This window comes from Streptomyces sp. CBMA29, assembly GCF_014596445.1.
Lineage (GTDB): Bacteria > Actinomycetota > Actinomycetes > Streptomycetales > Streptomycetaceae > Actinacidiphila.
This window is the reverse complement of the sequence record NZ_MECL01000179.1, coordinates 1-23,212: the sequence shown is the minus strand read 5'-3', so window position 1 is coordinate 23,212 and position 23,212 is coordinate 1. Positions and strand designations below refer to the sequence as shown.

Here is a 23,212-nt window from a genome sequence, read left to right as displayed (position 1 = left end):
GGACCCGCGTGAACGTATCCGCGTGAACGCACCCACACCAACGCACCCGCGTGAACGTATCCGCGTGAACGCGCCAGCGTCTTGTCGGACACCGTCCCCCTCGCCAAGCTGTGTACATGACACCTCTCATCGCAGGGCCGCGACGCCGCGCATGGAAGAGAGCGCTCTCACTCATCCCCGTCGTCGCGGTCACGGTGGCCGCCACCGTCGTCGCGACAGTGAACCTCACGACCACGAAGGCCGAGGCGGCAGTGCCCCCGACGCCGCCCGGCTTCACGCTCACCTGGAGCGACGACTTCAACGGCGCGTCCGGCACCGGCATCGACCAGAACCTGTGGAAGTACGACACCGGGCCGGGCAGCAATTTCGGCACCGGTGAGATCGAGACCATGACCAGCAGCACGTCGAACGTCTACTACGACGGCCAGGGCCATCTGGTGCTCCAGGCCCTGCACTCCGGTTCCGACCCGCGCGGCGGATGGACGTCCGGGCGCGTGGAGACCCAGGCGGCCACCTTCGGCGCCCCGGCGGGCGGAGTCGTACGCATCGAGTCGGTCCTTCAGCAGCCCAATGTCAGCACCGCCAACGGCGCGGGCTACTGGCCGGCGTTCTGGATGCTCGGCGCACCGCTGCGTGACGGTGTGACCTGGCCGAAGTCCGGCGAGATCGACATCATGGAGGACATCAACGGCCGCAGCTCCGAGTTCAGCACCATCCACTGCGGTGTGAACCCGGGCGGGCCGTGCAACGAGTCGACCGGCATCGGCTCGGGCGAGCGCGCCTGTTCCGGCTGCCAGACCGGCTTCCACGACTACGCGGCGGAGATCGACCGCTCCGTGTCGCCCGAGCAGATCCGGTTCTACCTCGACGGGAACAACTTCTACACCGTCAGCGCCAACCAGGTGGACGCGACCACCTGGTCCAACGCGATCGACCACCCGTTCTTCATCATCTACGACCTCGCGATCGGCGGCGGCTTCCCCGACGCCTTCGGCGGCGGCCCGAACGCGGCCACGGTCTCCGGCGGGAAGATGGTCATCGACTCGCTGGCCGTGTACAACAAGGCGCCCGGCTCCGGCGGCGGTGGCGGCGGCGGTTCTGTGAACGGCCAGACGATCACCGGTCCCGGCGGCAAGTGCGTGGACGTGGCGGGCGACGACACGGGCGGCGACGGCACGGCGGTCCAACTGTGGGACTGCCAGGCGGCGGCCAAGGACCAGCACTGGACCTGGAGCGGCCAGACCCTCCAGACCCTCGGCAAGTGCCTGGACATCGCGGGCGGCAACAGCGCGGGAGGTACGAAGCTCCAACTCGCCACCTGCAACAGCGGCGGCTACCAGAACTGGGTACGGCAGAGCGACGGTTCGCTGCGGAATCCGGCCAGCGGCCGGTGCGTCGACTCGCCCTCGGGCGCCACCGCGAACGGCACGCGGCTCCAGATCTGGGACTGCAACGGCTCCGGCGCCCAGAAGTTCGCCATCGGCACCCCGATCTACGGTCCCGGCGGCAAGTGCGTGGACGTCGCGGGCAACGACACCGGCGGCGACGGCACCGCGGTCCAACTGTGGGACTGCCAGCAGGCGACCTCACTCGACCAGAAGTGGACCTGGAGCGGGCAGACCCTGCGGACGCTCGGCAAGTGCCTGGACATCGCGGGCGGCGCCAACGCGGCAGGCACAAAGCTCCAGTTGGCCACCTGCAACGGCGGCGGATACCAGAACTGGGTGACCAACGGCGACGGTTCGATGTCCAATCCGACCACCGGCCGGTGCGTCGACTCGCCCTCGGCTGCCACCGCGAACGGCACGCGGCTCCAGATCTGGGACTGCAACGGCTCCGGCGCCCAGAAGTTCGCCCTGGCATGACGGTGGCCGGGGCCTCCTGAGGCCGCCTACGTCGAAGGGCCCGGCTGCGAGGGCCGCGGCCCTTCGGCGGATGCGGCGTACGGCCCGACCGATATCACCTCGCCGCTGCCGCCGCCGTGTGGAAGGCGTGGCGGACGGCGGTGATGCCGTCGGCGGTGCGGGAGGGGTGGACGCGGTTGGTGAGGAGGACGGCGTAACGGGCGGTGGCGGGGTCGATCCAGAGGCTGGTGCCGGTGAAGCCGGTGTGGCCGAAGGAGTCGGGGCCGGGGGCGGGGCCCACGGGGGAGCCGACCGGGTCCTGGCCCTGCCAGGCGAGGCCGCGGCGCAGCGCGAGGCCGTCGGTGTGGGGGGCCGTCATCAGGGCGAAGGTCTCGGGGCGCAGCAGTTCGCGCGCGCCGCCCGCGAGTGACCGGCCGAGCCGTTCCACGTCCGCGAGGGGGGCGAACAGCCCGGCGTGGCCGCCGACTCCGCCGAGCACCACGGCGTTCTCGTCGTGCACCTCGCCCGCCACGACGCGTCCGCGCCAGGGGCAGTCCTCGGTGGCGACGGCCCGCGCGCGGCCCGCCTGGTCCGGGGTGAAGCCGGTGTCCTTCAACCCGAGTGGTGCGCACACCAGTTGGTCCACCAGTTCGTCCAGCGGTTCGCCCGCCGCGCTCTCGGCGATGAGGCCGAGCAGGATGAAGCCCTGGGAGGAGTACTCGACCCGGGTGTCGGGCGCCGAGCGCGGCGGCAGGAGGCGCAGCGCCTCCAACAGGGCCTCGCGCGTGGGGTGTTCGCGGTAGAGCTGGACCTGGCCCGGCAGTCCCGAGGTGTGCGTGAGCAGCTGCCGTACGGTGAGGTCGGCCTTGTCGCCGCCCCGGTAGGCCGGAAGATACCGTCCGACGGTGCCCGCGAGGTCCAGCGCGCCCCGGTCCACCAGGGCCATCACGGCGAGGCCGACGACGGGCTTCGTCACCGACGCCAGGTCCCACAATTCGTCGCCGGTGAGCGCCGGTCCGTCCCAGGCGCGGGTGCCGGTCCAGCCCCGGTCCAGTGGACCCGCCGCCGTACCGACGGACCAGGCGGCGCCCGAGTACGCGCGGCGCGTGCGCCCGGCGGCGACGATCTCCCCGAGCGCGACCCTGCCGCTGAACTCGTCCCCGCCGCTGAACTCGTCCCCGCCCCCGCCCCCGCCCCCGGCTCCGCCCCCGCTCACGCCAACTCACCCGCCTCGGTGTCCACCACGAGGAACGGCGTCGCGGGCACGCGGCCCAGCCCCCCCGACACCGTACGAGCCGCCGCCCGCACCATCGGACCGAACATCTCCACACTCCGTTCGTCCAGCGTGAAGGTCAGGCCGCGGACGCCGATCGCGCCGACCACCCGCCCCTCGCCGTCGAGGACCGGCGCGGCCACCGACCGTACGTCCGGCTCGTCGTACTCGTCGTCCACGGCGTAACCGGTGCTCGCCGCGTCCCGCAGCAGCGCGCGCAGCTCCGCGGCCTCGGTGGGGGTGCGCGGGGTGCGGGCGGTCAGCGGCCCGGCGTCCAGCAGCGCCGCCGTCTCGTGCGGCGGCAGCGCGGAGAGCATCGCGAGCCCCACCCCGCTGCTGTGCAGCGGGACCCGGCCGCCCGGCCGCCCGCTCAGCCGGTACTCGCCGGCGGGCTCGGACTCCGCCAGCAGGACGGCCTCGTCGCCGTGGCGTACGGCGTACTGCGCGAGCAGTCCGGTACGCCGCCGCAGGTCGGCCAGGACCGGGCGGGCGAGCGCGAGGTCCCGGCTGTCGTGCAGCGCGGCGGCGGCGAGCCCCAGCAGCCGGGGTCCGGCGCGGTAGCTGCCGCCCTCGGCGGGCTGGGCGAAGCCGTACTCGGCCAGCGTTCTCAGATGGCGGTGGACGGTCGGTTTGGTCAGTCCCGTGCGTCGTGCGATATCGCCCAACCGGTGCGGGCCACCGGTCTGTACGAGCGCTTCGAGCACCTCCATCGCCTTGTCGACGGGACCCTTCGCGGGCTCTTGCTCGCTGGCTCGGGTGTTGACCGCTTTCGACATGTCGCTTAGCTTAACCCAACCGCATTCCATCTGCCGGAACGGATGTGTTGTTCAATGGAACGAATACGTCAAGGGCGGGCCGTGGACCGCAGCCGTCCGCGCCGCCGCGACGTCCTGCGCCTCGGCGGCCTGCTCGTGCCGGCCATCGCCGCGCCCGGACTGCTGACGGGATGCGGCGCCAACCCGGCGAGCGGCGCGGGCAACGTCCTGCGGGTCTCGCAGCCCGGGGACCCGGTGACCATGGACCCGCAGAAGCAGGGCGACATGGTCTCGATGAACGCCCTGATCAACATGTTCGACACCCTCACCACCCGCGGTCAGGACAACGCCCTGCACCCGCGGCTCGCGCTGACGTGGACCGCGCGCGACGAGCTCACCTGGCGGTTCACGCTCCGCCCCGGCGTGACCTTCCACAACGGCGAGGCGTGTGACGCGGCAGCGGTCAAGTTCTCCGTCGAGCGGCTGCTCGACCCCAAGACCAAGTCACCGATCGTCGAACTGCGGTACGTGAAGAACGTCACCGTGGTCGACCCGCTCACCGTCGACGTGCACACCACGCAGCACGACCCGATCCTGCCCGACAAGCTCTCGCTGTTCGGCGGGGTCGTCGTGCCGCCGCGCTATCTGGCGGAGGTCGGCGACCGGGGCTTCGCCGCGCACCCCGTCGGCACCGGGCCGTTCACGTTCGTCAGTTGGCAGCGCGACCACGAACTGCGCATGCGGGCCTACCCGAAGCACTGGTCCGGCCGTCCGCACGCGGACGAACTGGTCTTCCGCCCCGCGCCCAACGCCTCGTCCTCGCTCGCCGCCCTCCAGAGCGGCGGCGTCGACCTCGTCGCCGGACTCACCCCCGACGCCGCGCAGCAGCTTGACGGCTACCCCGGTGTCACCCTGGACGCCTACACCGGCATCCGCACCTCCTACCTGTCCCTGAACACCCTGGAGAAGGGGCCGCTCAGCGACCGGCGGGTGCGCCAGGCCCTCAACCACGCCATCGACGTACCCCTGTTGATCAAAGCGGTGCTCGGCGGCAAGGCGCGCGAGGTGCCCGCGATGATCCCGCACGGCGCCTTCGGCTTCGACCCGACGGTCAAGCCGTTCACCCGCTCGGTGGAGACCGCCCGCGCGCTGCTCGCCGAAGCCGGATACCCGCACGGCTTCAGCACCACGCTCACCGCCTCCAACAACGACTCCAACGTCGCCGAGGCGCTGTCCGGACTCCTGTCCAAGGCCGGTGTACGCGCCAAGGTCAGCCTGCTCGACCCCGGCACGTACGCCGGCCGGCTCACCTCCACCAACCACTCGGCGCTCGGCCCGATGTACCTGGCCGCCAGCACCATCTGGACGCTGGACGGCGAGAGCATGATCCAGTCGAACGTCCGCAGCGACCGCAGGCAGAGCCGCTGGCACTCGAAGGAGGCGGACCGCCTCGTCGACATCGAGGAACTCTCCGTCGATCCCGCCGAGCGCACCAAGGCGTTCGCCGACCTGCAACGGCTGATGCAGCAGGAAGCGCCGTTCGTCTTCCTCTACCAGCTCGACAACATCTACGCCCGCAACCGACGGCCGCGCTGGAAGCCGGGGCCCGCGGGCGTCCTCGACATGTCGAGCGCGGAGGTCTCCCGATGACCGACATCTCCCTCCAGCCGCGGCCGTCCGCCGCCGACGGCGAGCCGCGGGAACACACCCGCGACCGCGCCGGACTGCGGCTGCTGCGTACCGTCCTGCTCAGGCTCGGCACCGCGCTGCTGGTCCTGCTCTGTACGGCGACCGTCTCGTTCTTCCTCGTCCGGCTCTCCGGCGACCCTGTCAAACTGCTGCTGCCGCCCGACGCGACGGCGCAGCAAGAAGCCGTACTGCGCGGGTCGTTGGGCCTGGACCGGCCGCTGTTCACCCAGTACCTCGACTTCCTGTGGGGCCTGCCGCGCCTGGACTTCGGCAACTCCCTCTTCTACAACGAGCCGGTACGCACCGTGCTCGCCGACCGGTTGCCCGCCACGCTCCAACTGGCCGCCGCCGCACTGGTGGTGACGCTCGTCGTCGCGGTCCCCGCGGGCATCTTCGCGGCGATGCGCCGCGGCCGGGCCTCCGACCGCACCGTGATGACCGGCGTGCTGCTCGGCCAGTCGACCCCGCCGTTCTGGGTCGGCATCCTGCTGATCCTGGTCTTCGCCGTCGGACTGCACGCGCTGCCCGCGTCCGGCTACGGCACGTTCGCCAACCTCGTGCTGCCCGCGGTCACCCTCGCCGTGTACTCCGTCGCCGTCGTCGCGCGGCTGCTGCGCTCCTCGCTGATCGACGTGCTGTCCTCCGACCACATCCGCACCGCCCGCGCCAAGGGCTTCGGCCCGGTCAAGGTGGTGCTCACCCACGGCCTGCGCAACGCGTCGCTGCCGGTGGTGACCGTGGTCGGCCTGGAGGTCGGCAGCCTGCTGGGCGGCGCGATCCTCACCGAACAGGTCTTCTCCTGGCCCGGCGTCGGACAGCTGACGATCGAGGCCATCTCGCACCGCGACTTCCCGCTCGTCCAGGCCACCGTGCTGTTCTTCGCCGCCACCTTCGTCGTGGTGAACCTGCTCGTCGACCTCTCCTACAGCTTCCTCGACCCGAGGGTGAGGACGTCCCGATGACCGTCACATCACCGGCCGTCGCCGCACCGGCGACGACGGCGGGGCCCGGCCCGCGCGCCGCCGCCCTGCGGACCCTGCTGCGCAACAAGCTCGCCGTCGTCGCGCTCGCCGTACTCACCGTCATGCTGGTCTTCGCGGTCTTCGCGCCGCTGATCGCCCCGCACGACCCCAACGCCCAGGACCTGCTGCTCCGGCTGAAGCCGCCCGCCTGGCAGTCCGGAGGCAGCGGCGCCCATCTACTCGGCACCGACCAGCTCGGCCGCGACATGCTCTCCCGCGTCATCTACGGCACCCGGATCTCGCTGCTGGTCGGCGCGGGCGCGGCGCTGCTCGCCGGAGTGATCGGCACCGCCGTAGGACTCGCCTCCGGCTACTTCGGCGGCTGGCTCGACCGGGTGCTCATGCGGCTCGCCGACGTCCAACTGGCCTTCCCCTCCATCCTGCTGGCCCTGGCCGTCGTCGGTTTCCTCGGCTCCGGGCTCTGGTACGTGATCCTCGTGCTCGGCTTCACCGGCTGGGTCTCGTACGCCCGCGTCGTGCGCTCCGAGGTGATGTCGCTGCGCTCGCGCGACTTCATCACCGAGGCCCGCGCGATCGGTGTCACCGACGGCGCCATCATGCGCCGCCACCTGCTGCCCAACGTGATGGCGCCGCTGGCCACCATCGGCACGCTGCACATCGCGGCGGCCATCGTCGCCGAGGCGTCGCTGAGCTATCTCGGACTCGGCGTGCCCAAGGAGACCGTCACCTGGGGCTCGATGCTCGCCGACGGCCAGCTCTACCTCGGCACCTCCTGGTGGGTCGCGGTGTTCCCGGGCATCGCCCTGATGGTCACCTCGCTCTCTGTCAACATCACCGGCGACGCCCTGCGCGACGTCGCGGACCCGAAGGCGTACCGCCGATGACAACCGACCGTACGACGCCACCCGAGCCCGTGCTCGAAATCGACGGCCTGAGCGTCGACTTCAGGCTCGACAGCTCCACCGTGCACGCCGTCCAGGGCGTCAGCCTCCAGGTCGGCGCGGGCGAAACCCTCGCCGTGGTGGGGGAGTCGGGCAGCGGCAAGACGGCCACCGCGCTGTCGGTGCTGCGCCTCAACCCCGAGCCGCCGTGCGTGTACGCGGGCGGTGAGATCCGCTTCGCGGGACGCGACCTGCTCGCCGTGAGCGAGAAGGAACTCCGCGCGGTCCGCGGCCATGACATCGCCATGATCTTCCAGGACCCGATGACCAGCCTCGACCCGCTCCAGCGGGTCGGCGCCCAGGTCGCCGAGGTGCTCAGGCACCACAGGGGCGTCTCCCGCGCCGAGGCCAAGGACGCGGCCGTCGCCGCGCTGGACGAGGTCGGCATCCCCGACCCCGAGCGGCGCTACCGGCAGTATCCGCACGAGATGTCCGGCGGCCTGCGCCAGCGCGTGATGATCGCGACGGCCCTGGTGGGACGGCCGCGCGTGCTCATCGCCGACGAGCCGACCACCGCGCTCGACGTCACCGTGCAGCGGCAGATCCTCGACCTGCTCGTCGCACTCCAGGAACAGCACGGCATGGCCGTCGTGCTGATCACCCACGACCTCGGAGTCGTCGCGGAGACGGCCGACCGGGTCGTGGTCATGAACGCGGGCCGGGTCGTGGAGAGCGGGGACGTCATGGACGTCTTCGACCACCCCGCCGAGGACTACACACGGCGGCTGCTGGACGCCACCCCACGATTGGAGTCGGCATGACGCTGCTCGAACTGGACGGACTGCGCAAGGAGTTCGGTAGCAGGCCGGTCCATGTGGCGGTCGACGACGTGTCCTTGACCGTGACCGAGGGCGAAACCCTCGCCCTGGTGGGCGAGTCGGGCTGCGGCAAGACCACCCTGACCCGGCTGCTGCTGCGGCTGATGGAGCCGACCGCCGGGAGTGTCCGGTTCGACGGCCAGGATCTCGCCGCCCTCTCACCGGCCCAACTGCGGTCCGTACGGCGCCAGATGCAGGTCGTCCTCCAGGACCCGTACTCCAGCATGAACCCGCGCATGCGGATCTCCGACATCGTCGCCGAACCGCTGGTCACCCACGATCCGGACGCCCGCGGCCGACGCGGCCGGGCCCGTAGCCGCGAACGCGTCGGCGAGCTGCTGGAGTCGGTGGGCCTGCCCGCGACGATCCAGGACCGCTACCCGCACGAGTTCTCCGGCGGTCAGCGCCAGCGGGTGTCGATCGCCCGCGCGCTCGCCCTCGAACCAAGGCTCGTGGTGCTCGACGAGCCCACCAGCGCGCTCGACGTCTCCGTGCAGGCGCAGGTGCTCGACCTGCTGGCGGAGCTGCAACAGCGCCTCGGCCTCACCTACGTCTTCGTCTCGCACAATCTCGCCGTCGTCCGGCAGGTGGCCGACCGGGTCGCCGTCATGCGGCACGGCAAGCTGGTGGAGGTCGGCGCCGCCGCGGACGTCTTCGGCGCTCCGCAGCACCCGTACACCCGGCAGCTGCTGGACGCCGTGCCCGTACCCGACCCGCGCCGCGCCCGCCGTACCCGGTCCCGCCCCCGTACGGAGGCGGTCTAGAGGTGGGCCCGGAAACGCGAGCAGCGGCAGAAACCGGTGCGCGGCTAGAGGTGGGAGAGCACCAGCCCCGCGCCGCCCAGCAGCGCCACATCGTCCACGGCCGCGCCGCTCACCAGCACCTGCGGCAGCTCGGCTCCCGCGGAGGCTCCCGCCGCGGCGACGTCGGAGCGCAGCCGTTCCTCGATCAGCGTACGGAACCGCTCACCGCCCTCGCGCGCCTCGCCGTGCAGGACGAACAGTCCCGGCGCGAACAGATGCTGGACGTTGACCAGCCCCAGGGCGACGTTCTCCGCGTACTCCTCGACCGTCCGGCGGGCCGCCTCGTCGTCGCGCTCCACCAGCGCGGCGAGCGTGGCGCCGTCGCCGAGCCCGGCCGCCCGCGCGCGCTCGCGCAGCCAGCGGGTGGTGGCCACCGTCTTCCAGCAGCCGCGCCCGCCGCAGGTGCACGCCTCGCCGCTGGCCGACACGGTCATATGGGCGCCGCTGCGCCCGCCGGCCGGGGCCAGCACCCCGCCGTCGTACAGGATGCCGACGCCCAGCACCTCACCGGTGGACACCGACGCGAACGTACGGCGGCCACGCCCGGCGCCGAACCACCGGTCGCCGAGCACCTGGAGCCTGGCCCGGTGCTCGACCCGTACCGGGGCGCCGGTCAGCGCCGCGAGCCGGGCGGTCACCGGATAGCCGTGCAGCGCCGGTACGTCGTTGACCTCGGTGATCAGACCGGCTCCGGGATCGACGATCCCGGCCGCCGCCACCCCGACCCCGACCGGGTGGTACCCGGCGAAGACCTCGGCGGCCAGCGCGAGCGCCGCGTCGATGTCGGCGGGCAGGGCGGTGGCGGCGTCGTACGACGCCTCGGCCCGGCGCAGCACCGCGCCGGACATCGTCAGCACCGCCGCCCGGACCCGTCCGGGCACCAGTTCGACAGCTCCGAGCGTCCGCGGCGGCCGGGGCGCGACCGTCCCCGGCGCGGGCTCGGGCACCAGCCGCAACGGAGAACCTTCATGGACCATGCGCCGACTCTGCCACGACACGGTTTCCGGGAGGTAGCGCTGTGAGAGATCTGACCCGGCTGACCTGGCGCGAAGTACGCGGTGCCGGGGCGAGCGGAATCGCCCTGCTGCCCATCGGATCGCAGGAGCAGCACGCCGCCCACCTGCCGATGGGCACCGACACGCTCCTCGCCGAGGCCGTCCTCGACGCCGCCGCCGCGCTGCTCGACCAGGACCCGACGCCCTCGGAACTGGTACGGCTGCCCGCCCTCCCGTTCGGCCACAGCCCGCACCACCTGTTCGCCGCCGCCGTCTCGCTGTCCGCCGCCACGCTCGGCGCCGTACTCGACGACGTACTGGACTCCCTGGTGACCAGCGGTTACCGGCGGATCATGGTCGTCAACGGGCACGGCGGCAACGACGAGATCATGCGGCTGGCCGTGAAGCGCTTCGCGCTGCGCGCCGACGTCACCGTGGCCGCCTGCTCGTACTGGACGGTCACGGCCGGTGACGGCGAGCCCGACGGGGGCAGGCCCGAGGTGACCCCGGGGCACGCGGGCTGGTTCGAGACCTCCCTGATGCTCGCCGCCCACCCGGAACTCGTCCGTACCCCGGTCGCCGCCCGCGCCCCGGTCGAGCCGCCGCCGCTCTTCGACAACCCGCCGTATCCGGGCCTGACCGTGGAGCGCCACGGCGAGTGGGCGCGGGTCGGCGGTTCGACCGACGACGCCTCCGGAGCGGACGCGGGGGCCGGGCGCCGGCTGCTGGCGGACCGGGCGCGGGGGCTCGCGCGGGCGATCAGGGCGTTTGACGAGGCGACCGTGCGTGCGGCCGATGCGGCCACTGCCCCTGCGGCCGACGCGGCCACCATCCGAGCTGAGGAGAAGAATGAAGATCACTGACGTCGACGTATGGGTGGTCAATCTGCCCCTGCTCAACCCGTTCACCAGCTCTTTCGAGACCAAGACCGGGGAGACCAGGACGGTCGTGCGCATCCGCACCGACGACGGTGTCGAGGGCTGGGGCGAGACGATGTGGGGCCGGCCCGTCGCGGCGATCGTCCGGGCGATGGCCGACGATCTGATCGGCACCAGCCCGTTCGCCCTGGAGAGCTTCCACCGCAAGCAGCACATGGTGCCCTTCTTCCACGGCTACCTCGGATACGCGGCGATCGCCGCCCTCGACGTGGCCTGCTGGGACGCCATGGGCCAGGCCACCGGCCAGTCGCTCACCGACCTGCTGGGCGGTCCCGTACGCGACGAGGTGCCGATCACCGCACTGGTGACCCGCGCCGACGCGCCCGGCGCGAGCGCCGCCGCCCTGCCGGGGCAGCTCGCCGAACACGCGACGCGGGTGGTCGAGGAGGGCGGCTTCAGCGCCGTCAAGCTCAAGGGCACCACCGATGTCACGGGCGACGTGGCCATCCTGCGGGCGCTGCGCACCGCCCTGCCCGGCGTCAATCTGCGGGTGGACCCGAACGCGGCCTGGTCCGTACCGGACTCGGTACGCGCCGGGATCGCCCTTGAGGAGCTGGACCTCGAATACCTGGAGGACCCCTGCGTCGGCATCGAGGGCATGAGCCAGGTGAAGGCGAAGGTCCGGATACCGCTGTGTACCAACATGTGCGTCGTACGGTTCGAGGACTTCGCCCCCGCGATGCGGCTCAACGCGGTCGACGTCATCCACGGCGACGTCTACAAGTGGGGCGGTATCGCCGCCACCAAGGCGCTCGCCGCCCACTGCGAGACGTTCGGGCTCGGCATGAACCTGCACAGCGGCGGTGAGCTGGGCATCGCCACGGCCGCGCACCTCGCGGTCGTCTCCAGCACCCCCGTGCTCTCCCGCGCGATCGACAGCATGTACTACCTGCACGCCGATGACATCATCGAGCCGCTGCACCTCGCGGACGGCCGTCTGCGTGTACCCACAGGGCCCGGCCTGGGAGTCAGCGTGGACGAGGACAAGCTGCGGCACTTCGCCGAGGCCAACGAGCGGGACGGGGATCTGACCGGATGACCAAGGAAGCGGTACACACCACCCACGCGCCCGAGCCCGCCGGCGCCTACAGCCAGGGCGTCGTCGCCGGCGGCTTCCTGTACACCGCCGGTTTCGGCCCCAAGGACCCCCTCACCGGCGAGGTCCCCGAACTCGTCGGCGACCAGACCCGCCAGGTCCTCCGCAACCTCACCGCCGTCCTCGCCGAGCGCGGCCTCACCCTCGACGACGTCGTCAAGGTCACGGTCCACCTCCAGCACCTCCACCGCGACTTCGCCGAATTCGACGCCGCCTACCGCCCCTTCTTCACCGCCCCCTACCCCGTCCGCACCACCGTCGGCTCCGACCTCATGAACATCCTCGTAGAAATCGACGTGGTCGCCCTGCTCCCGACCTGACCCCGCCCGCGCAGGTAGCGGTTTCGGAGGCGTGCACACACCGAGGGCCGGCGGTTTTCCGGCCCACATCTGGCGCGTGAAGAGCAACGCGGGGGTTCGACTCCCCACCGGACACGGCACCACCGAGAACACGAATCTCCAGCGAACCCCGCAAGCCACGGACGCCGCCGGGCGGGTCACACCTGCTTGATGACGATCGTGTCCGGGACCAGTTTCTCCAGGTCGTCGACGTCCGAGGTGAAGACGGTGACCTGGCCTTTCTGCTGTCGCGCGATGACGGCGAGCACCGCGTCGATCGCGTACTTGTGGCCATGGAGCTTGGCACCGGCCAGAAGGCGGCGGGCCTGGCGCGCCTCTTCCTTTCCTACGTCGGCGACCTTGAGCCGGGAGAGCACCCAGTCCCACCGCTGTTCTGTGGTCCTGCCGTCGTACGCCTCGACCAGCGTCATCGGGGACGTCACCACGTCAGCCTCGCCCCGGGCGGCGAGGTCGAGCCAAGCGAGCATCTTCCGGTCGCCCCGCACGGCGAGGGACAGGGCCTCGCAGTCGAGGACGAAGACCCGGAGCGGGGACTCGTGATCGCTGCCGCGCTTCTTCACGCGGCCTCTCCGGAGCTGCCCGGCCGACGGTGTGCGTGCTCGGCGTCGAGACGGTTCAACTCGTCGAGTGCCGCCGAGTGTTCATCCTCGGTGACCGGACCGTGCTCTTCCTCCAGCCAGTCGACGAGTTCCACCAGCCGGTCCCGATCGCGCTTGGCCCGCAGCGCTTCGGCAACGTACGCCGACAGGCCGCGCTCGGCCGCCTCCGCACGGATCTCGTCGAGGAGATCCTCGGGAATCGTCACCGTCACCTTCTTACTCGCCATACAAGTGACCATACTCCTGGTGCTTCGAGCCTGCCACATGAGCGAGTATGGGACGTACGGTCCCGCCCGGCCCGTCGAGGAGCGGCGGTGACACGGATGCGGTGCGGTCCGCGGCGCCGCCGCCGCGGTCACCACAGGGTCAGCAGCAGGTGGTTGACGAGGAGGGCGGCGGCGGCCTGGGCGATGAGCCAGCCGCGGTGGTCGCGTGGGGGCAGCAGGCCCGCCGCCGCCGGGAGCCAGAGCACGAAGGGGAGCCAGATGCGTTCGGTCTCCGCTTTGCTCATGCCCGACAGGTCGGCGGCGACCATGGCGAGCAGGAAGGCGCAGGGGAGCAGTACGGTCGCCGCTGACGTCGGCGGGGTGCCGTGCGGCAGCGAACGCAGCGATCCCGGGACGCCCACGAGGACGCGGCGCATACCCGCGAGAGCGGCGAGGCCGGCGGCGGCCAGGGCGGCGGCGAGATCTCCCCACAGCCAGTAGGCGTAGGGGCGCACGCCGCCGTACCCCTGGAAGTAGCGGATCTTGAGCAGGCCGTACCCCTCCCACCAGTTGAAGCCGGCCACGGTGAAGGCGGTCACGACGATCGTGAATCCGAGCAGCGCGTACGGCAGCGGGCGGACCTTCCGGGTGCAGATGAGGACGAGGGCGGCCGGGAGCGCCATGAGGACGAGACCGTAGGAGAGGTAGACCGCCGCGCCGAACAACAGGCCGCTGGCCAGACCGGCGACCGCCCCCCGTACGGCGGACGTTCGGGTGGCGGCGACGGCCAGCAGCGCGATCGCCCACGCGGTGACCGCGGCGAAATAGCCGTCGGCCGACACGCCCACCCAGACCGCGCCGGGCGCCAGGACCAGGAAGGGCGCCGCCGCCCGTGCCGTCCGCTCGCCGCCCAGGATGCCCAGGGTCAGCAGGGCGGCGGCTGCGAAGGAACTGCCCACGGTGATGCAGAAGACGCCCGCCCAGGCACCGCCGCCGAGACCGATCCGGTCGAGCCCGACGAACGTCAGGACGGCTCCGGGCGGGTGGCCGATGACGTGGGTCTCCCAGGGAGCGGGCGAGTCGGCGAGAATGTGGTGGGTGAAGTCCCGCAGCGCGGCGCCGACGTCGTCGAAGTGGCCGACACCCCTGACGTACTCGCTCGGCGTGGACAGGCGGTTCGCGATACCGACGCGCCAGCCGTCCACCAGGGCGAGCGACCAGGTCCAGGCCATGGCTGCCGCCCAGGCCGACCAGAGCAGCGCTTTCCATGGCAGCCGGCCGGCCACGACGGGCCCGTACGCGACGACGAGCGCGGCGACGGCCACAGCGGCCGGAGTTCCGGGACCGACGTGCGGACTCCACTGGGCCATCAGCGGCGGCCACGGGACGAGGACGGAGTGCGTGCGGCGGTCGACGAGGACGCCGATGACGGCGACCGCGGCGAAGAACAGCACGCCGATTCCGGCCGCGGTCAGGTCGGTGCGGCGACCGCCGGCCGCATCCGTCCCCGCTGCGGCGTCAGGACCGGGGCCGGGGACGGGGACGTCGAGGGGAACGGGAGAACGCGGCGGCGAGGACACGACCTCACATTAGGCACGCTCCGGGCCCGGCCCGCGCGCCCCCGCGGGAACGTCAGACTTCCGTCACATGTCGCTGCGGTCATATCGGCGGTGACCCGAATTAGGGTCCCGGCATGAAGATCCCCGCGCGGCTTCCCTCCGTTCCGCTGCGCAGTCCATGGCGCAGCCCGCTGCGCGGACCATGGCTGACCTCGGTGTTGGGACTCGTGCTGCTCTGCGGTATTCCGGTGCTGTTCCTCACCGGGCTGCTGTCCTACGCCGCCTACAACCCGAACCTGTCGCCGGTCAACGACCAGACCCCGGACAAGGGCCTGCTGGGCTTCTACCTCTTCTCCTGGCCCACCCACCCGTACTGGCTCTACCGGGTCAACCAGGGTGTGCACGTCACCTTGGGCATCGTGCTCGTGCCCGTGCTGCTGGCCAAGCTGTGGTCGGTCGTGCCGAAGCTCTTCGCACTGCCGCCGGTGCGTTCCCCCGGGCACGCGTTGGAGCGGCTTTCCCTGCTGCTTCTGGTGGGCGGGGGAATCTTCGAATTCCTCACCGGAATTCTCAACGTCCAACTGGACTACATTTTCCCGGGCTCGTTCTATCCGCTCCATTTCTACGGTGCGTGGGTGTTCTTCGGCGCGGTCACCGCCCATGTGGCGATCCGGCTCCCCCGTACGCTGCGGGCCGTGCGGGGGCGTGATCTGTGGGCGGAGCTGCGGACGTCGAGGACCCGGACGCGTCCGGAACCCGACGACCGGAGCGGGCTGGTGTCCTCCCGTCCGGCCGAGCCGACGATGTCCCGGCGCGGCGCCCTCGGCATGGTGGGGCTCGGTTCGGTGGCGCTGTTCGGGGTGACGGCGGGGCAGAGCATCGGCGGTCCGCTGCGGGAGACGGCGCTGCTCGCGCCGCACGGGCGGCAGCCGGGCTCCGGTCCCAACGGCTTCCCGGTCAACAAGACGGCGGCCTATGCCCGCATCAGGGCTACGGACGTGGACGACAGTTGGCGCCTCGTCGTCCGGGGCCGCGGCGAGGAGGTCTCGCTGTCGCTGCCGCAGTTGCGGCAGCTCCCGCAGCACCGTTCCGCGCTGCCCATCGCGTGTGTGGAGGGCTGGTCGACGGAGAACCAGCAGTGGGAAGGCGTGCGGCTGGCCGATCTCGCGAAGCTCGTCGGTTACGCCGCCGATCCGCCCGACGTGTTCGTGGAGTCGGTCCAGCGCGGCGGAGCCTTCCGGGCGGCGGCGATGCGCGACAACCAGGTCCGCGACGGGCGGTCCCTGCTCGCGCTGCGGGTCAACGGCGCGGTCCTCTCCCACGACCACGGCTATCCGGCACGGATCATCGTGCCCAACGCGCCGGGCGTGATGAACACCAAGTGGGTGGGCCGGCTCAGTTTCGGCGCGACCGTGCCCGGAGGACAGTCATGACGGACGAGCCCGAGTCCGAATCCGAGCCCCAGCCCGAGTCCGAGCCCGAGCCCGAGCCCGAGTCCGAATCCCAGCCCCAGCCCGAGTCCGAATCCCAGCCCGAGTCCGAATCCGGGCGTGCGCCCGCCTCCGCCGGGCGGTCGGCACCGACGAAGGGGCGCACGCTGGTCGCGCGCTTCCGCCGGCTGTACGGGGAATCGCCCTGGCACCTGCTCGCGCTGGTCTTCTGTCTCGTGGTGAGCGGCTACGCGGCGGTCCGGCTGCTCGACGCCGACTGGTTCGGCGTCGCCAAGTGGGTCGTGGGAGCGGGCCTGGTGCACGACCTCGTGCTCGTCCCGTTGTACGCCGGAACCGACTGGCTGGTGAACCGGGCCCTGCGAGGCGGCCGTCCGGTGCCGCCTTCCACCGGGGGCCGGGACACCAGGACCGCGGTGCTCAACCACCTCCGGGTGCCCGCGTTCCTTTCGCTGCTGCTCCTGCTGGTCTACTGGCCGCTGGTGTTCCAGGACTCGGCACCGTACGCCGGAGCGACCGCGCTGAGCCCCGACGTGTTCCTGGGCCGCTGGCTGTTGATCACCGCGGTGGTGTTCGCCGCGTCCGCTGCCCTGTTCGGTCTCCGCCTGTGGCGGTACCGCGCCCCGAGGACACCGAACCGACAAGCGCGAAAGCGGACCGGCGGATCATCGCACCGCCGTTGAAAGACGCGGATCTTACGAAACGGTGGCGCCACGGCCGCAGCGCACCGGATCGCGGGCAACGGCCCCTAGGGTCGGCGACATGCGCGTACTCGTCACCGGCGGCGCGGGCTTCATCGGCTCGCACGTCGTCACCGCCCTGATCGCCGAAGGCCACGAACCGGTCGTACTCGATGCCCTGCTCCCCGCGGCCCACGCCGTGCCACCGCCCCGGCCCGACGCACACTGGATCCACGCCGACGTGAGGGACCGGGCCGCCGTCGCCCACGCGCTGCGCGGTGTGGACGCGGTGTGCCATCAGGCGGCCATGGTGGGCCTGGGCAAGGACTTCGCCGACGCGCCCGCCTACGTCGAGTGCAACGACCTGGGTACGGCGACGCTGCTCGCGGCGATGGCCGAGGCGGGGGTGCGGCAACTCGTCCTGGCCGGATCGATGGTGGTCTACGGCGAGGGGCGCTACGACTGCGCGCGGCACGGCCGCGTCGCCCCCGGCCCGCGGACCGTCGCCGATCTCACCGGGGGCCGCTTCGAGCCCCGGTGCCCGCGGTGCGGCGCCGAGCTCACTCCGGGCCTCGTCGGCGAGGACGCGCCCGCCGATCCGCGCAATGTGTACGCGACGACCAAGCTCGCCCAGGAGCACCTGTCCGCGGCCTGGGCGCGCGCGGTCGACGGCCGGGCGGTGGCTTTGCGCTACCACAACGTGTACGGACCGGGCATGCCGCGCGACACCCCGTATGCCGGAGTGGCGTCGTTCTTCCGTTCCGCCCTGGCCCGCGGACAGGCGCCGTGTGTCTTCGAGGACGGCGGCCAGCGCCGGGACTTCGTCCATGTGCGGGATGTGGCCGCGGCCAACGCGGTGGCCCTGGCCGCGCTGCCCGACAGCCGTCCCGGCACCTTCCGCGCCTTCAACACCGGCAGCGGGACCCCGCACACCATCATGGAGATGGCCACCGCCCTCGCCGACGCGCACGGAGGCCCGGCACCGGTGGTCACCGGCGAGTACCGGCTCGGCGACGTCCGGCACATCACCGCCTCCTCCGAACGGCTGCGCCGGGAACTGGGATGGGCGCCGGAGGTCGGCTTCGCTGCGGGCATGGCCGAATTCGCGAACGCCGAGCAGCGGGCGGTTCCCGCTGCCTGACCGGCCCCTCTCCCAGCTCAACGCCCGCGGGTTCACAGCCCGCTGTTCCCGATGATGGACGGTAGTGACGTGCCCCCCACCACAGCCGATGTCGTTCTGCCCTGCCTCGACGAGGCCCTCGCGCTGCCCTGGGTCCTGGGGCAGATTCCCTCCGGATGGCGTGCGATCGTCGTCGACAACGGCTCGACCGACGGATCCGCCGCCCTCGCCGCCGAGTCGGGCGCCACCGTCGTGCACGAGTCACGGCGCGGTTTCGGTGCCGCCTGCCACGCCGGCCTGCTCGCCGCCACGGCCGACATCGTCTGTTTCTGCGACTGTGACGCCTCACTCGATCCCGGGCTGCTGCCCGCGTTCGTCCAGCAGGTCGCCGACGGCGAGACGGACCTGGTCATCGGCCGTCGCCGTCCCGAGGCGGCCGGGGCGTGGCCGCCGCACGCGAGGGTCGCCAATCTGGCGCTGTCCGCGATGCTGCGCCGCAGGACCGGCCTGCGCCTGCACGACAACGGTCCGTTGCGGGCCGCGAGGCGCGAGGCACTGCTCGGTCTGGGGGTCACCGACCGCCGCAGCGGCTATCCACTGGAGACGGTCGTACGTGCCGCCGACGCCGGCTGGCGGGTGACCGAGCGGGATGTGCCGTACCGGCCGCGGACGGGCAAGTCCAAGGTGACCGGCACCTGGCTCGGCACCTGGCACGCCGTACGCGACATGCGCGCCGTCCTCGCCGCGCCCGCGGGCAGCCCTTCGGCGGCCCCGAGCCCGACCTCGGCGGTCTCGCGATGACCACGGTGCTGGTGATCGCCAAGGAGCCGGTGCCCGGCCGGGTCAAGACCCGCCTCACCCCGCCCTGGTCTCCGCGGGAGGCCGCGGATCTCGCCGAGGCCGCGCTCGTCGACACCCTGAACGCCGTGCTGGCGATGCCGGTGCGGCGCCGGGTGCTCGTACTGGACGGAACGCCCGGCGCGTGGTTGCCGCCGGGAATCGAGGTGGTGCCCCAGGTGTCCGGCGGCCTCGACGAGCGGCTTGCCGCGGCGTTCGGCCGGAGCCGGGGCCCGACCGTACTGATCGGCATGGACACCCCGCAGGTGTCCGCGCGCTTGCTCGCGCCGGCTCTCGCCCCGGACGCCTGGGACACGTGCTCCGCGTGGTTCGGTCCGGCCGTCGACGGCGGATTCTGGGCCCTGGGACTCGCCGTGCCCGACCCCGGCCTGATCAGGGGCGTACCGATGTCGACCCCGGAAACGGGCCGCGTGCAGCGGCGGCGGCTCACCGACGCGGGGCTGACCGTACGGGACCTGCCCGTCCTGCGCGATGTGGATACCGCGGCGGACGCCGAGTCGGTGGCCGCCGAGGCGCCGGACAGCCGGTTCGCGGCGGCCCTGGAGCGGATGACGAAGGCGGCGTCGTGAGTGCGTCCATCGCGCCCCTGCGGATGCCCGCTCCGGGCGGCCGCCGGGCCCGGTGGGACGCGGACCCGTACACGCGCGCGCTGCGCGCCGGCCGGGGACCGCTGTTCCTGCGCAGTACGACCGGCTGGCTCCTGCCCCTGGACGTGGAGCGCTGGTGCGCGGAGCCCGACGACGCGGATCTCACGGTGCTGGCGCGATGCGGCGGCGCGGTCCTGGACGTCGGCTGCGGCCCGGGACGGCTCGTCACCGCGCTGGCCGTCCGCGGGCACCGGGCCCTGGGCATCGATGTCAGCCCTGAGGCCGTCCGCCGCACCGCCCGCACCGGTGGACCGGCGCTGATGCGCTCGGTGTTCGAGCCGCTGCCCGGCGAGGGCAGATGGGACACCGCACTGCTCATCGACGGCAACATCGGCATCGGCGGCGACCCGGCCGCGCTCCTTCGCCGTATGGCCGACATCACCCGACCCGCGGGGTCCCTCATCGTGGAAACCCTCCCGCCCGATGTGGACGACGACATCGACGAATACGTCCAGGTCCATCTCGACGACTGCCGTGGCCGGTACGGCGAGGTGTTTCCCTGGGCCAGGCTCGGCCCCCGCCCGCTCATCCGGTACGCCGCCGCGGCCGGATGGACACCGAGCGACGCGTGGACGCGGTCCGGCCGACGATTCGTCACGCTCGCCCTCACCGATACCGGCGACGAGCGGTAACCGAATCCGCGAGCCGACCGGGTCAGAAACCGGGTCAGAAACCGGGTCAGAAGGAGTCGCCGTACCAGTGCACGGCGCCCGGGGCGGTGACGGTCGCCGTGACGTCGGCCGCCGGCGAGAGGATCGGCCGGGCCATGCCGTAATGGCTGACGACAGGGACGGGCTCGGCGAGGAACCGGGGGAGAGCGGCGAGGACGGCGGCCTCCGGCGGCAGCCGCACCGTCGCGGTCGTGGCGCCCGCCGCGCGTGCGCGTACGGCCGCGGTGGCCAACAGGGAGTCGGCCGCGGCGGCATGGTCCGCGGCGAGTGCGATCTCCGCGAGCTCAGCCCGGTCGGGGGCGGGGCGGCGAAGGACGGCGAAGCCCACGGGGCGGCCGGCGGGTCCCGGCTCGTGCGCGACCAGGATCTCGGTCGGGGCCGCGTACCAGACGGGTATCCGGTGCAGCCAGTCGTCCGCGCCGCGCACAGTGGACAGCGGGCGGACGGCGTCGAAGCCGTCGCGCAGCGCCCGCAGGGCCGGCAGGTCGGCGCGGGTCGCCGGGCGTACGGAGGGGGGCAGGCCGGTGGAGGGCGGGGCGGCGAGCGGGCCGGACCAGCCGGGGGCGGCGAACGTACGCCAGCCCGCGCTTTCGTAGACCTGCGGGGTGCCGGTGAACAGCAGCGACCACGCGCACGCGTCCGCCGTCATGGCCCGCACCGCCGCCGCGAGCAGGTGACGGACGTGGCCGCGACCGCGCGCGTCCGGGTGGGTGGCGACACTGCCGAGGCACCCGACGCGCTGCGGGCGGCCCTCGGCCGAGCGGATCGGACGCGGCAGGTAGTGGACCACGGAGACCGGCCGGCCGCCGTCGTCCTCGGCGACGAAGGTACGACCGTGCCGACCGGGGTCCCGCTGCCACAGGGCGATGACCTGCGCCGGGTCGGGGAAGGCCACCGCCCACAGGGCGTGCAGCCCCGGCTCGTCCGCCGCGGTGGCGGTGCGGTAGCGCATGGCGATGGCCTTCCCGTTCGGACGTCAGAGAGTGAGATTGCCGGTCGTGGCACTGACCCGCTCGCCGTCCGGCGGAAGCCCGTCCCGGGTGACGCCGTCCTCCGTGCACGCGGTGTGCAGCAGCGAGGACGTGCCTCCGAACGCGGCGGCGGCCAGGGCGAGTCGGCCGCCGGTGAACCGGGCGCCGACGGCGGTGTAGCGGTTGCGGCCGTCGCTCACGCGCAGGTGCGCGGTGGTCGCGTCGGCCGCGGTGCTGCGCAGATCGGCCAGGTCCCAGGTGACGGTCGCGGTCGTACCGGTGACACGGGACAGCAGTGCGCCCGCCGTGTTGGTCCCGGACAGGACCGCGCCGCCGCCGACGCCGATGCGCTGGTCGCGTACGGCGCTGAGCGCGATACCGGTGTCGGTGATGCTGCCGCCGTCCACCGTGACCTCGGGCGCGCCGACCGACATCGGCGCCGCGCCCGCGCCGCCCACCAGTCGGCAGTCGGTGAAGTGGACGGCGCCGGTGCCGCGCAGCACCGTCCCGTCGCAGCCGTTGAGCGTGGTGCGGACGAAGCGCAGCACGGCGGTGACCGGGGTCTGCACGAGCACGCTCGCCCGGGGAAGATCGAAGGTGCAGTCGGTGACGGTGGTCGGCCGGCTGGACCGGGCCGACTGCTGGGCGACAGCGAAGAACGAGGCGCTGCAACCGCGCAGTTGAGCGCCGTCGGCGTTGACGACGAGGGTGCCGGCCGGGTCGAAGGTCGGCCGGGCGATGACCTTGACGTTCTCCAGCGTCAGGTCGGTGATCTTGGTGTTGGCGGTGAACCAGGAGCAGACGTGGTTGCGCACGGTGATGCGTTTGGCGGAATTCCCCCACTGGGCACCGGAGTTGGCGATGTCCATCAGTCCGGAGTTGCCGTCGAAGAGCAGGTCGTGCTCGTACTGGCCGTGGGTGGTGAACGGGTTGCCGCCCTCGTCGTCGCCGTCGCCGTGGCAGTTGACGACCTGACAGTAGGCCGACGCCGTCAGGTCGTTGAGGTGCCGGACGTTGCTGCTGGTGCAGTCCGCGACGTGGCCGTAGAGGCAGTAGATCTGCTGGGTGAGATAGCCGGCGCCGCCGTACATCACGGTGGGCGGGTTCTTCAGCCCGCACCGGACGGTGCGGTAGCGGGTGCACCAGCGCCGCATGATCACCGGCCAGAAGGTGCCGGTGGCCTGGATGCCGGAGACGTCGCAGTCCACCGCGTACTCGTACGCCACCGGGTGCGAGCCGGTGTACTCGTCGTCCACCGCGCCGGTGTCCTGGCCCGCTCCGAGGAAGACGAGGTTGTCCACCCGGGCGGCGACCACCGGCTCGACCCGGCGCCAGGTGACGGTCCGGCCTGCCGCCAGCCGCCAGCCGTTGAGGTAGCCGACCCGGATGTGGGTGCGGTCGATGATCTCGGTGACCTCGACCATCTTCTGCAGTTCGCGCTCGTCGCTGCCGCCGCCCGGCACCTCGTCGCACTGCACCGCCCACCACTGGCCGACCTCGAAGGCGCCGGAGTCGGGGACCGGGAAGGCGTCGGTGAGTTCGATGACCTCGGCGGGCAGGGCGTGGCTGACGCGGTCGCCGGTGACGGCGCCCTGGAAGAACAGGACAGCGCCGAACGGGTTGTCGTGGGCGTTGCGCTCGATCCCGCCGGTGTGGACGGTGTGGCCGCCGAAGTCGAGGGTGATCCGGGAGCGGCGGTAGGTGTGGCGGCGCTGGAAGAGCAGGTCGGTGTGGGCCTCCACGCGGTGGACGGCCGGGTCGCCGACCATGGCGTCCAGGGCGTCGTCCGCCGGGCGGGAGGCGTCGAACAGGCCGAAACCGCGGAAGTCCAGCACGCCGTCGTGCAGGCGGAGCCACCGGCCCCGCGCCGGGCGGCCGGCGGGCCGCAGCGCGGTGCCGCCGTTGGGCGCCCTGGTGCTTGCCGCGTCCCAGCGCACGGTCATGCCCCCGCCGTCGCCG

General features: G+C 72.4%; 23 protein-coding genes. 15 read left to right on the top strand and 8 right to left on the bottom strand.

The genetic code is table 11. The features are described 5' to 3' along the window. Positions 1-116: 116 nt before the first annotated feature. Positions 117-1,865, top strand: a complete 1,749-nt coding sequence (locus tag BGM09_RS23730; RefSeq protein WP_188283707.1) for a ricin-type beta-trefoil lectin domain protein — start codon at positions 117-119, stop codon at positions 1,863-1,865. A 94-nt stretch (positions 1,866-1,959) separates the two neighbouring features. Here BGM09_RS23730 and BGM09_RS23725 read toward each other — a convergent pair whose 3' ends face one another. Both BGM09_RS23725 and BGM09_RS23720 read right to left on the bottom strand, forming a co-directional pair. After that, complete coding sequence (locus BGM09_RS23725) at positions 1,960-2,970, bottom strand: serine hydrolase domain-containing protein (RefSeq protein WP_188283748.1); 1,011 nt, start codon at positions 2,968-2,970, stop codon at positions 1,960-1,962. An 86-nt stretch (positions 2,971-3,056) separates the two neighbouring features. Further along, positions 3,057-3,893, bottom strand: a complete 837-nt coding sequence (locus tag BGM09_RS23720; protein ID WP_188283706.1) for an IclR family transcriptional regulator — start codon at positions 3,891-3,893, stop codon at positions 3,057-3,059. Positions 3,894-3,947: 54 nt separating this feature from the next. Between BGM09_RS23720 and BGM09_RS23715 the strand changes: the two genes are divergently transcribed. The 5 genes from BGM09_RS23715 to BGM09_RS23695 are packed head-to-tail and all read left to right on the top strand — an operon-like array spanning position 3,948 to position 9,067. After that, on the top strand, positions 3,948-5,522 hold the full coding sequence (locus BGM09_RS23715; RefSeq protein ID WP_188283705.1) for an ABC transporter substrate-binding protein: 1,575 nt from the start codon (positions 3,948-3,950) through the stop codon (positions 5,520-5,522). Further along, positions 5,519-6,523 (top strand): ABC transporter permease, encoded by a 1,005-nt coding sequence (locus BGM09_RS23710; protein WP_188283704.1) that lies wholly within the window; start codon positions 5,519-5,521, stop codon positions 6,521-6,523. Before BGM09_RS23715 ends, BGM09_RS23710 begins: the two co-directional genes overlap by 4 nt. Continuing rightward, a complete protein-coding gene (locus BGM09_RS23705) occupies positions 6,520-7,428 on the top strand; it encodes an ABC transporter permease (protein WP_188283703.1) in 909 nt (302 codons plus the stop codon). Before BGM09_RS23710 ends, BGM09_RS23705 begins: the two co-directional genes overlap by 4 nt. Beyond that, positions 7,425-8,246 carry an ATP-binding cassette domain-containing protein gene (locus BGM09_RS23700; RefSeq protein ID WP_188283702.1) on the top strand — a complete coding sequence of 274 codons (822 nt, stop codon included), beginning with the start codon at positions 7,425-7,427 and terminating at the stop codon, positions 8,244-8,246. Before BGM09_RS23705 ends, BGM09_RS23700 begins: the two co-directional genes overlap by 4 nt. Next, positions 8,243-9,067, top strand: coding sequence for an ATP-binding cassette domain-containing protein (locus BGM09_RS23695; RefSeq protein WP_188283701.1), 825 nt, complete (start codon positions 8,243-8,245; stop codon positions 9,065-9,067). The genes BGM09_RS23700 and BGM09_RS23695 overlap by 4 nt, the downstream gene beginning before the upstream one ends. 44 nt (positions 9,068-9,111) lie before the next feature. Here the strand turns inward: BGM09_RS23695 and BGM09_RS23690 are convergent, their stop codons facing one another. Continuing rightward, positions 9,112-10,083 (bottom strand): ROK family protein, encoded by a 972-nt coding sequence (locus BGM09_RS23690; protein ID WP_188283700.1) that lies wholly within the window; start codon positions 10,081-10,083, stop codon positions 9,112-9,114. Between the two features lie 41 nt (positions 10,084-10,124). On the opposite strand from BGM09_RS23690, the gene BGM09_RS23685 reads away from it, so the two are divergent. From BGM09_RS23685 to BGM09_RS23675, 3 genes are read left to right on the top strand one after another with little or no spacing between them, the layout of a single operon-like run. Further along, on the top strand, positions 10,125-10,964 hold the full coding sequence (locus BGM09_RS23685; protein ID WP_188283699.1) for a creatininase family protein: 840 nt from the start codon (positions 10,125-10,127) through the stop codon (positions 10,962-10,964). Continuing rightward, positions 10,951-12,078 carry a mandelate racemase/muconate lactonizing enzyme family protein gene (locus tag BGM09_RS23680; RefSeq protein WP_188283698.1) on the top strand — a complete coding sequence of 376 codons (1,128 nt, stop codon included), beginning with the start codon at positions 10,951-10,953 and terminating at the stop codon, positions 12,076-12,078. The genes BGM09_RS23685 and BGM09_RS23680 overlap by 14 nt, the downstream gene beginning before the upstream one ends. After that, positions 12,075-12,455, top strand: coding sequence for a RidA family protein (locus BGM09_RS23675; protein WP_188283697.1), 381 nt, complete (start codon positions 12,075-12,077; stop codon positions 12,453-12,455). Before BGM09_RS23680 ends, BGM09_RS23675 begins: the two co-directional genes overlap by 4 nt. Before the next feature lie 176 nt (positions 12,456-12,631). Here the strand turns inward: BGM09_RS23675 and BGM09_RS23670 are convergent, their stop codons facing one another. From BGM09_RS23670 to BGM09_RS23660, 3 genes are all read right to left on the bottom strand, one after another. Continuing rightward, positions 12,632-13,054: a PIN domain-containing protein gene (locus BGM09_RS23670; protein WP_188283696.1), complete on the bottom strand. Its 423-nt coding sequence runs from the start codon at positions 13,052-13,054 to the stop codon at positions 12,632-12,634. Further along, a complete protein-coding gene (locus tag BGM09_RS23665; protein WP_188283695.1) occupies positions 13,051-13,320 on the bottom strand; it encodes a CopG family transcriptional regulator in 270 nt (89 codons plus the stop codon). Before BGM09_RS23665 ends, BGM09_RS23670 begins: the two co-directional genes overlap by 4 nt. Positions 13,321-13,448: 128 nt before the next feature. Continuing rightward, positions 13,449-14,879, bottom strand: coding sequence for a hypothetical protein (locus BGM09_RS23660; protein WP_188283694.1), 1,431 nt, complete (start codon positions 14,877-14,879; stop codon positions 13,449-13,451). A gap of 113 nt (positions 14,880-14,992) precedes the next feature. Here BGM09_RS23660 and BGM09_RS23655 point away from each other — a divergent pair, with 113 nt between their 5' ends. The 6 genes from BGM09_RS23655 to BGM09_RS23630 all read left to right on the top strand — a co-directional run bounded on the left by BGM09_RS23655 (position 14,993) and on the right by BGM09_RS23630 (position 20,243). Next, complete coding sequence (locus BGM09_RS23655) at positions 14,993-16,291, top strand: molybdopterin-dependent oxidoreductase (protein WP_188283693.1); 1,299 nt, start codon at positions 14,993-14,995, stop codon at positions 16,289-16,291. Beyond that, on the top strand, positions 16,288-16,989 hold the full coding sequence (locus tag BGM09_RS23650; RefSeq protein WP_188283692.1) for a hypothetical protein: 702 nt from the start codon (positions 16,288-16,290) through the stop codon (positions 16,987-16,989). Before BGM09_RS23655 ends, BGM09_RS23650 begins: the two co-directional genes overlap by 4 nt. A 79-nt stretch (positions 16,990-17,068) precedes the next feature. After that, a complete protein-coding gene (locus BGM09_RS23645; RefSeq protein WP_188283691.1) occupies positions 17,069-18,127 on the top strand; it encodes an NAD-dependent epimerase/dehydratase family protein in 1,059 nt (352 codons plus the stop codon). Positions 18,128-18,178: 51 nt separating this feature from the next. After that, the gene (locus BGM09_RS23640; RefSeq protein WP_188283690.1) at positions 18,179-18,907 is read left to right on the top strand and encodes a glycosyltransferase family 2 protein; all 729 of its coding nucleotides are present in this window, start codon (positions 18,179-18,181) and stop codon (positions 18,905-18,907) included. Then, entirely contained in the window at positions 18,904-19,533 is a 630-nt protein-coding gene (locus BGM09_RS23635) for a DUF2064 domain-containing protein (protein WP_188283689.1), read from the top strand. The genes BGM09_RS23640 and BGM09_RS23635 overlap by 4 nt, the downstream gene beginning before the upstream one ends. Next, positions 19,530-20,243, top strand: a complete 714-nt coding sequence (locus BGM09_RS23630; RefSeq protein ID WP_411158364.1) for a class I SAM-dependent methyltransferase — start codon at positions 19,530-19,532, stop codon at positions 20,241-20,243. Before BGM09_RS23635 ends, BGM09_RS23630 begins: the two co-directional genes overlap by 4 nt. 46 nt (positions 20,244-20,289) lie before the next feature. Here BGM09_RS23630 and BGM09_RS23625 read toward each other — a convergent pair whose 3' ends face one another. Together BGM09_RS23625 and BGM09_RS23620 are read right to left on the bottom strand one after the other, a co-directional pair. Then, positions 20,290-21,234 carry a GNAT family N-acetyltransferase gene (locus BGM09_RS23625; RefSeq protein WP_223187497.1) on the bottom strand — a complete coding sequence of 315 codons (945 nt, stop codon included), beginning with the start codon at positions 21,232-21,234 and terminating at the stop codon, positions 20,290-20,292. Between the two features lie 24 nt (positions 21,235-21,258). After that, the coding region (locus BGM09_RS23620; protein WP_223187496.1) for a peptidase C14 at positions 21,259-23,212 on the bottom strand (1,954 nt) is incomplete at its 5' end.